The sequence below is a fragment of the Daejeonella sp. genome, assembly GCF_036405355.1.
Classification (GTDB): Bacteria; Bacteroidota; Bacteroidia; order Sphingobacteriales; family Sphingobacteriaceae; genus Daejeonella.
This window is the reverse complement of sequence record NZ_DASWXT010000033.1, coordinates 1-7,829: the sequence shown is the minus strand read 5'-3', so window position 1 is coordinate 7,829 and position 7,829 is coordinate 1. Positions and strand designations below refer to the sequence as shown.

The 7,829-nt window shown below is 42.3% G+C and carries 6 protein-coding genes; 3 read left to right on the top strand and 3 right to left on the bottom strand.

The window, feature by feature from the left end; genetic code table 11:
• Window positions 1-2,222, top strand: a 2,222-nt coding sequence (locus VGE44_RS04520) for a bifunctional UDP-N-acetylmuramoyl-tripeptide:D-alanyl-D-alanine ligase/alanine racemase (RefSeq protein WP_331076560.1), incomplete at its 5' end; no start/stop codon positions are given.
• Window positions 2,215-2,808 carry a DUF502 domain-containing protein gene (locus VGE44_RS04515; RefSeq protein ID WP_331076559.1) on the top strand — a complete coding sequence of 198 codons (594 nt, stop codon included), beginning with the start codon at window positions 2,215-2,217 and terminating at the stop codon, window positions 2,806-2,808. The genes VGE44_RS04520 and VGE44_RS04515, both read left to right, overlap by 8 nt.
• A 417-nt stretch (window positions 2,809-3,225) precedes the next feature.
• Here VGE44_RS04515 and VGE44_RS04510 read toward each other — a convergent pair whose 3' ends face one another.
• Both VGE44_RS04510 and VGE44_RS04505 read right to left on the bottom strand, forming a co-directional pair.
• Window positions 3,226-4,347, bottom strand: coding sequence for a hypothetical protein (locus VGE44_RS04510; RefSeq protein WP_331076558.1), 1,122 nt, complete (start codon window positions 4,345-4,347; stop codon window positions 3,226-3,228).
• A gap of 156 nt (window positions 4,348-4,503) precedes the next feature.
• A complete protein-coding gene (locus VGE44_RS04505; RefSeq protein ID WP_331076557.1) occupies window positions 4,504-6,555 on the bottom strand; it encodes an OPT family oligopeptide transporter in 2,052 nt (683 codons plus the stop codon).
• A 165-nt stretch (window positions 6,556-6,720) separates the two neighbouring features.
• Here VGE44_RS04505 and VGE44_RS04500 point away from each other — a divergent pair, with 165 nt between their 5' ends.
• Window positions 6,721-7,206: an HAD family hydrolase gene (locus VGE44_RS04500; protein WP_331076556.1), complete on the top strand. Its 486-nt coding sequence runs from the start codon at window positions 6,721-6,723 to the stop codon at window positions 7,204-7,206.
• 139 nt (window positions 7,207-7,345) lie between these two features.
• Here VGE44_RS04500 and VGE44_RS04495 read toward each other — a convergent pair.
• Window positions 7,346-7,829: NAD(P)-binding domain-containing protein (locus VGE44_RS04495; RefSeq protein WP_331076555.1), on the bottom strand; the 484-nt coding region annotated here is incomplete at its 5' end.

Here is a 7,829-nt window from a genome sequence, read left to right as displayed (position 1 = left end):
AAGCTTATCCTGATGCTAATTTTTACAGGGTTAGCGATACGCTAATGGCTTTGCAGGATCTGGCAGCTGCTCATCGTTCAAAATTCAATTATCCGGTCATCGGTATCACCGGTAGCAATGGTAAAACCATTGTTAAAGAATGGCTCTATCAGCTTCTGGTTCCTGAAAGCAATATTGTCAGGAGTCCTAAAAGTTATAATTCTCAGATCGGGGTACCGGTCTCGGTATGGGAAATGAATGAGGAAAATGATCTGGCGATCTTTGAAGCCGGAGTATCCATAGCGGGCGAAATGGAGAATCTGGCCAGGATAATTCGGCCTACGATCGGAATACTCACCAATATCGGGGAGGCTCATAGTGCCGGTTTTGAAAGCCTTAATGATAAGATCAGGGAAAAGCTGAAGCTGTTTGAGGGAGTGGATCTGTTTATTTATTCAGATAAATACCTGGATCAGTATGATGGTGATATACCCGGTAAGAATAAATTCACCTGGAACTATCGCGGACAGGCAAATTTAGAGGTTTTTGATGATGAGGTACTTGAGGAAAGGTTCCAGTTTCTGAGAGCGCGTTTCAACGGAAAGGATGTTCAGGCAATGATCCCTTTCACTGATCAGGCCTCCATTGAAAATGCGATCATTTGCTGGGCAAGCCTACTTGCATTAGGTTATGAGCCTGAAGAGGCTGATAAGAGGCTTGAAAAACTGATTCCGGTAGGAATGCGGCTTGAACTTAAGAATGGTATCAACAACTGCTCTGTAATCGACGACTCTTACAGTCTCGACCTCTCTTCACTGGCTATTGCTCTTGATTTTTTGAAACAGCAGAACCAACATCAGCGACGCACATTGATCCTTTCTGATATACCCGGGACTGATTCTGAAGCTCTGTATGAGCAGGTAAGGAATCTGCTGGAGAATAAATCAGTCGACCGCTTAATTGCCGTAGGGGAGCATATCAGTAAGTATGCTGCTGATTATCCTTTTGAGACCGAATGCTTCGCCAGCACAGCGGATTTCCTCGAACATTTCGCCTCAATAAAGTTTCATAATGAGACCATACTTTTAAAAGGTGCAAGGGCTTTCGAATTTGAGCGAATCAGTCAGCTTTTAACGCAAAAGGTTCATGAAACCGTTCTGGAGATTAATCTGAATGCGCTGGAGCATAATCTGAATCATTATAAGCTGGAATTAGGGGCAGGGACAAAAATAATGGCCATGGTGAAGGCGTTTTCTTATGGTAGTGGCAGTTTTGAGATAGCCAATCTCCTGGAATTCAATAAGGTAGATTATCTGGCGGTTGCCTATGCTGATGAAGGTGTTGCATTACGGAATGCTGGATGCAGTTTACCAATTATGGTGATGAGTCCGGATGCAATGGCGTTTGAAACGATCATCCAGCATAAACTTGAACCGGAGATCTTCAGTGTACGGGTTTTAAATCAGTTATTAGAGGTTTTGAACCGGAAGAATCTGGAGAATTATCCAATTCACCTTAAACTGGATACCGGTATGCACCGGCTTGGCTTCATGGAGGATGAACTGGATGAACTGATTGAGATTCTAATCAATACACAGGGAGTACGTATCCAGAGTGTGTTTTCTCATTTGGTGGCAAGTGAAGATCCGGAGCATGATGAATTCACCAGATATCAGATCGATCTTTTTTTCAGGCTGTCTGAACGGATCAGTAAAAGCCTGAACTATACATTCATGCGGCATATAGCCAATACATCCGGGATCAGCCGCTGGCCGGATTCCCGTTTTGATATGGTCCGCCTTGGTATTGGCCTTTATGGGATAGATTCGGCTTATGATTCAAAATCTCCCTTACAAACCGTAACTTCGCTGAAAACAAGTATATCACAGATCAAGAATATTCCTGCTGGCGATACAATAGGGTACGGCAGGGAAGGGAAGATGCCTGAAGGAGGCAAAATTGCTACCGTGAAGATCGGTTATGCAGATGGTTACCGTAGGGGATTGGGCAATGGAAAGGGTAAAATGATCGTAAGAGGTAAGGAAGTCCCAACGATCGGAAAGATTTGTATGGATATGTGCATGCTGGATATTAGCGGTATTGATGCTGCCGAAGGGGATGAAGTGATTGTGTTCAATGATCAGATCAGAGTCGAAGATCTTGCAAAACAGTTGGATACGATACCTTATGAGGTATTGACGGGCATTTCCCAGCGTGTGAAACGAATTTATTATTATGAATAGAATAGTCAGAGCTTTATTTAATTACCTCGTAAGGGGCGCCCTGGTAATTCTGCCAATTGCCGCGGCTTTATTTTTTATTTACTGGGCAGTTTCCAAGCTGGATTCGGCACTTAATTTAAGTGATGTAATTTGGGTAGACCAGACCGGAAAACCTATCTATATTCCCGGATTAGGTATTCTTAGTGTTGTGGTGATTCTGATTGTGGTTGGGATTGTCGTGACAAACTTTGTGACTGATCCAATCAAAAAGTGGTTCGGCTCCTGGTTCAAAAGGTTGCCAGTATTTAATGTAATCTATACCTCTTTCAAAGATCTTACTGAGGCTTTTGTAGGTGATGATAAGAAATTCAACGAGCCAGTAGTTGTAGAAGTAAATGAAACAGGATTGAAGAAAATTGGCTTCCTGACTCAAAAAGACCTTTCCAAAATCGGTTACCCGGGTGAGGTTGCGGTGTATTTTCCTTTATCTTATTCCTTCGCCGGACAATTATGCATTGTGAATGCAGATCGTGTCAAACCGCTTAAAATGAGCGCCAGTGAAGCAATGAAATTCATTGTATCAGGTGGTGTAAGCAATATTCCCTAAAGGTTAATGAGAGAATTAGCAAATGAGAGAATTAGCAAATGAGCAGATTAGCAAATTAGCAAATGTGAGAACCGGGAAATAGAATTGTTATCTGTTCCACTCTTAGATTCGCTATTTCACTCTGGTCGGTGATAACAACAACCACAGGGAATATTCCCTGAATAGCATGATTTCAATATTGTTATAGTTAAAGGCCGGGTTTAATTGCTTTTTTTAGTATTTGTGGTTTTATTATTTTGAAATGTACTGCGGTGCATTTTTTAATGGTATTCCTGCTTTTCGCTCATACTCCACAGGCCTTAACCCACCGGCCGGTATCCGCTCCAATCAGGTTTAAACACTTCCGACAGTGCTATAAAACCGGGTCTATCCCTCAATCTATAGGGTTTAAAGAATGCTTAATTAATTCTCTTTTAGTTATTCTCTGGGAATTTCAAACACCGGAGCACCTTTTGCCTCTGTTTTTTTCTTAAATGTATATTGAATACCTACGTTAATGGCATAATCAGCGAAAGCTGCATCCCCCATACGATAGGTTCCGGTAGTTCTCTGATATTCCAGATCGGTATAACTCTGAGGACGTTCTCTTCTGACAGCGATAGGCAAGCCAAGGCTGAGTGATAGATTATTCTTCATGTAAGAATATACCGGTTCAACCGAGAGGATATTGCCCGGGCGTCTGAAACCTGCACTTCCGCCAATAAAATCATTCACAGGTACAGCCTCATACCGGCCACCCAGGGATATATTTGAAGAAGGGCTAAGAGAAAAATTTGCGGCTAATCTTGATGAAAATTGATCAGGAACTGACATAATAGCCTCATTAGCAAGTGTCGGACTTAATTTTTCCCTGAATGTTCTGATATTGTTTACTTCTCTTGGGTTTATTAAGTAAAATGCTCCGGTTGAGAGGTAGATCTTTTCACTGAGTTTAACATACATCTGCGTTTCAAGAATTACCCCAAATCCACCATCACCTAACTGAATCGATTGATCGACAGGCCTAACCTCCGGTGTTCCGTTCACGCCAACATTATAAAAGATATCTGAGGAATTAAAATTACCTGTAGGTAGTTTCAGGGATGATCCCAATTGGATATTCCATGATTTTGAACCAGGTTGAACGATCCATTGCTGAATACCAAACCTGATGTCACCCAATCCTCGTGAAAAGGACATATGCCGCTCTGTTCTGCCATGCTCGTAAAGAGATGATCTCGTATTGATTTGGGTTGGGATACCAAGAATTAAATTGGTTTTGCCCGATAACCAATAGTTTACACTGTATTCCCAGTTATGGGAGTGATTGATTACTTCTGTTCCGTTCGTAACCCTGTCAGGCTCTTCATGAGTCCCCCTGAAGTGTCTGAAAGACTTGAAATACCGGTAGTTTACACCTGCCTGAATATCACCTTTTTCAAAGGTGTTGTGAGTCATATCGGCAGAACAAACCCCAAAATGCCTTACTGCGACACAACCCTGACCATAGCTTTGTTGAATTATAGCAAGAAAAGTAAATACAAGTAGAATTTTTTTCATAGAGATTAAATAAAAATTAAGAAAGTATTGCTCTGAAGGCTATTGGATGCATCTTCATGCAATTTGTTTCAAAATTCAAATTTAATTTAAAAAATGGATATAGGGTAAAGAACAGGTATTTCTGCTTGTTCTTTACCCTATGTTGCTCTATATGAATTACTTTTCTTTGCTAATTGCAATGCGGTATAAAGTCCAGCCCATGAACAGGAAGAACATAAATCCTAAGATCTGATATCCTCCGGTTCCAAGCAAGCCGCTCAGGTGCTCTTCCATGTTCAAGCTTCCTACCGGACCACCGGTTGATTCAAATGCCATCAGGAAGGCATAAATAACGCCCATTAAAGCACCACCAGCAACCAGTCCGGTAGCAAACAGGTTTCCTTTGCCCAGCTCATCATCTTCTGATTTTTTGCCATCCTTCTTAGTTCTCATCTCTACCAGACCTTTAATGGCACCTCCGGCAAAGATTGGCAGGGTAGTAGAGAGCGGTAAATAAGCTCCTACAGCAAAAGAAAGTGATTTAACCCCGCATAACTCGATTGTGATTGCCAGGAAGACACCAACGAGTACAAATTGCCAGTCGAGGTTAAATGAAAGTAGTCCTTTGATCAGGGTAGCCATCAGGGTTCCCTGCGGAGCGGGATAAGTTTCAGTTCCGATTGCATGGGTTATTCCCTGAGCAGTCATTTCAGCAGTTGGTCTGTCTAATACAGAAAGTGTGAGTCCGATCACAACGGCAGAAACAATTGCGCCGACAAACAGTGCTAATTGCTGATACCTTGGTGTTGCGCCGACAATATATCCGGTCTTAAGATCCTGTGATGTTGCTCCGGCATTGGCTGCAGCAATACAGATCATGCTTCCTACAACCAATGCCATTGGCTCATATAAATGGCCGGTCCAGCCTATACTGATGAAAATCAGGCAGGTTCCCATTAAAGTGGCGATAGTCATTCCGGATACCGGATTTGAGGAGGTCCCGATCAAGCCTACGATCCGACTGGATACGGTCACGAAGAAAAATCCGAAGATGATTACCAAAACCCCGATCAGTAATTTGTTTAATACCGAATCACCGGGTATTTGTGGTAATAAAGCCATCAGTAAAATAAGTCCAAGGCTTCCAAAAATTACAATTTTAAATGAAAGGTCATCGTCTGTGCGTTTAATGGTCTGCTTTTCTGAACCCGACTTATTCATCGATGCCAGACTTGATTTGAATGAAGAAACAATTGTAGGAATCGTTTTAAGAAGGGTTATAAATCCACCGGCTGCCACTGCACCTGCCCCGATCTGTTTTACATAGGCCTGGTAGATTGCTGTAGCTGTATTGGCAAAGACCATGTTTAAAGGATCCCATCCCCCCGGCCCTCCGGGACTGTATACATCTTTCAGGTAACCAAGCTTAACTAATTGATAGGCAATTGTTTCTGCCGGAACAAGCGTTGCCAGCAAGGGGATAAGTCCTAACCAGGCAAGTACACCGCCTGCTACCAGTACTCCGGCAATCTTTGGTCCGATGATATAACCAACACCCATATATTCAGGAGTGATTTCACCATTTACAGTTGCTGAAGGAAAGAATTTGTTTGCCTGGTTTGTTGCCCAGGCAGGAGCCTCTGCAATCAGATGGAATATCTTCTGAAGAATAGCATAGGCAAATGCAAAGGCAAGTCCGTAATATGCTGTTTTAGCAAAGTCGCCCCCTTTTTCGCCTGCAATCAATACCGATGCACATGCAGTTCCTTCGGGATAAGGCAGACTTTGATGTTCTTCAACTATCAGAGATCTCCTGAGTGGAATCATCATCAGGGTTCCCAGAATTCCTCCTAAAGCAGCAAGGAAGAAAATTGGCCAGTAAGAGAAAAAGGATTCGCTGTTACTCCCTGCTGATAGAAACAGAAATCCCGGCAGGGTGAACACAACACCTGCGGCAATTGATTCTCCGGCAGAACCCGTCGTCTGTATGATGTTATTTTCAAGGATGGTTGTTTTGAAGAATTTTCGGCCAATAGAGATAGCCAGTACGGCGATTGGGATTGAAGCTGAAACGGTTAATCCGGCTTTTAATGCAAGATAAACGGTTGCTGCCCCAAATATGATCCCGAATATTGCCCCAAGCAACACTGATTTTACGGTGAATTCAGCCACCTTGCTATCTGAACTGATGTAGGGCTTAAACTCTTTCTTTTCTGTAGTGTCCGACATATATTTTTGTTAAGTTAAATGTAAAGAGAGTATTTTTGTTGTATGAGCTATGAGCTATGAGCTATCAGCTATGGGCTATGGGCTCTCAGCTCTCAGCTCTCAACTCAAAGCCCACAACTCACAGCTAAATTAAAGATACTTATTTAACAGTATATCAGAAATAAAATGAAAAAAGCCGTTTTTTTAGATCGGGATGGGGTTTTAAATAAAGAACTAGGGGATTATGTATGCAAGTTCGAGGACTTTAAAGTGCTGGAACATAATTTTCCGGCTTTGATAGAATTGCAATCACGTGGTTATTTACTGATTGTTATTACCAATCAGGGTGGACTAGCCAAGGGCTGGTATTCGGAAGATACGCTGGGTTTGATGCATGATCATCTCAGAAAGACTTATGCTGATCAGGGGATTCATTTAACTGATGTTTATTACTGCAGGCATCATCCAGAGTACAATGGGAAATGTCTTTGCCGCAAACCCGGTTCGCTAATGCTTGAAAAGGCCATTGCCCGTTTCGGCATCGATGCAGGCTCATCCTATTTTATCGGCGACAGAGAAAGAGATGTGATCGCCGGTGAGGCAGCAGGAGTGAAAGGGATATTGATTGATAGTGATCAGCCTTTGACGGAGATTTTGAACTTAATTAGTTGAGTTGACAATTGACAGTTGACAATTGACAATTGACAACGGAGTATTGGTTGTTAAGAATAAATAGTGTGGTCGTAGGAATTTTGGAATGGAGTAGAATCTTCCCAATGTAGCACAATTACTAATTGTCAACTGTCAACTATCAACTGTCAATTTTCAACTGCTTAATTATTTTCTCCGCGTGCACCCTCGAGTTCTCAATGAACCAAACATGTGTATCCATACCTCCGCAGATAACTCCGGCGAGGTAAATCCCTTTCATATTTGTTTCCATTGTGTCGGGATTGTGCTCCGGTACCTGTTTTTCATCATCTGAGATATTGATTCCTAATTTTCTAAGAAAACTCAGATCAGGCTGATAACCTGTCATGGCCAAAACAAAATCATTGCGGAGAGTGATTTTTCCATCCGGACCAATTATATCAACTTCATTTTCCCTGACCTCTGACAAGTTTGAATTAAAATAGGCTTTAATGCTGCCCTCCTTTATCCGGTTTACGATGTCAGGTCTGACCCAGTATTTTACCCTTTCACCAATTTCCGGTTCCCGGATCACCATGCTTACCTGAGCGCCTTTACGATAGGTTTCAAGCGCAGCATCTACAGATGAGTTATTTGCACCAACC